Below are 860 nucleotides of genomic sequence, written 5' to 3'. Positions count from 1 at the left end.
ACATTGAATAAACGACATATTTTTATAGGTGCTGCAATGAGCAGTATTTTATTATTATCTGCATGTGGTAATTCTGATAATCTTGTTACATCAAAATCAGGAAATTTGACACAAGAAGAATTTAATAAAAAGTTAAAAGAAACAGCAGGAAAACCTGTTTTACAACAAGTAATGTTAGACAAGATTTTATTAGATAAATATAAAGTTTCAGATGATGAAGCAAAGAAAAAAGTTGAAGAATTAAAAAAACAAATGGGCGATAATTTTAAAGCCTATTTAACACAAGCTGGTGCTAAAGATGAAGATGATCTTAAAACGAAAATAAAAACGCAAATAGCCTTTGAAAAAGCTGTTAAAGCTTCAGTTACGGAAAAGGAAATGAAAGATTACTATAAACCAAAATTAAAGGCAAGTCATATTTTAGTAAAAGATGAAAAAACAGCGAAAGAAATAAAAGAAAAATTAAATAATGGAGAAGATTTTGCAGCATTAGCAAAACAATATTCAGAAGATCCTGGTTCAAAAGAAAAAGGTGGAGAATTGCCTGAGTTTGGTCCAGGTGAAATGGATTCTAAATTTGAAGAAGGTGCTTATAAATTAGAAGCTGGACAAGTAAGTGATCCAATAAAATCTTCTCATGGTTACCATATTATTAAATTAACAGAGAAAAAAGAGTTAAAACCTTTTGATCAAGAAAAAGATAATATTCGTAAGGAACTAGAACAGAAGCGTTCACAAGATCAACAATGGCAACAACAATTCTTTAAAGATTTATTCAAGAAAGCAGATATAAAAATAACAGATAAGGATTTAAAAGATACTTTTAAAGAATTTGAAAAATAAAGCTATGTACAAAAAAA

The 860-nt window shown here is 28.0% G+C and carries 1 protein-coding gene; it reads left to right on the top strand.

Going from position 1 to position 860, the window contains the following annotated elements; translation table 11 throughout:
* Positions 1 to 3 precede the first annotated feature (3 nt).
* Positions 4 to 843, top strand: coding sequence for a peptidylprolyl isomerase (locus tag QO049_RS30450; protein WP_262314377.1), 840 nt, complete (start codon positions 4 to 6; stop codon positions 841 to 843).
* The last annotated feature ends 17 nt before the right edge of the window (positions 844 to 860 follow it).

The sequence above is a fragment of the Bacillus sp. RB3 genome (genome assembly GCF_030164735.1).
Taxonomy (GTDB): Bacteria; Bacillota; Bacilli; order Bacillales; family Bacillaceae_G; genus Bacillus_A; species Bacillus_A cereus.
This window is presented reverse-complemented; position numbering and strand designations above follow the sequence as displayed.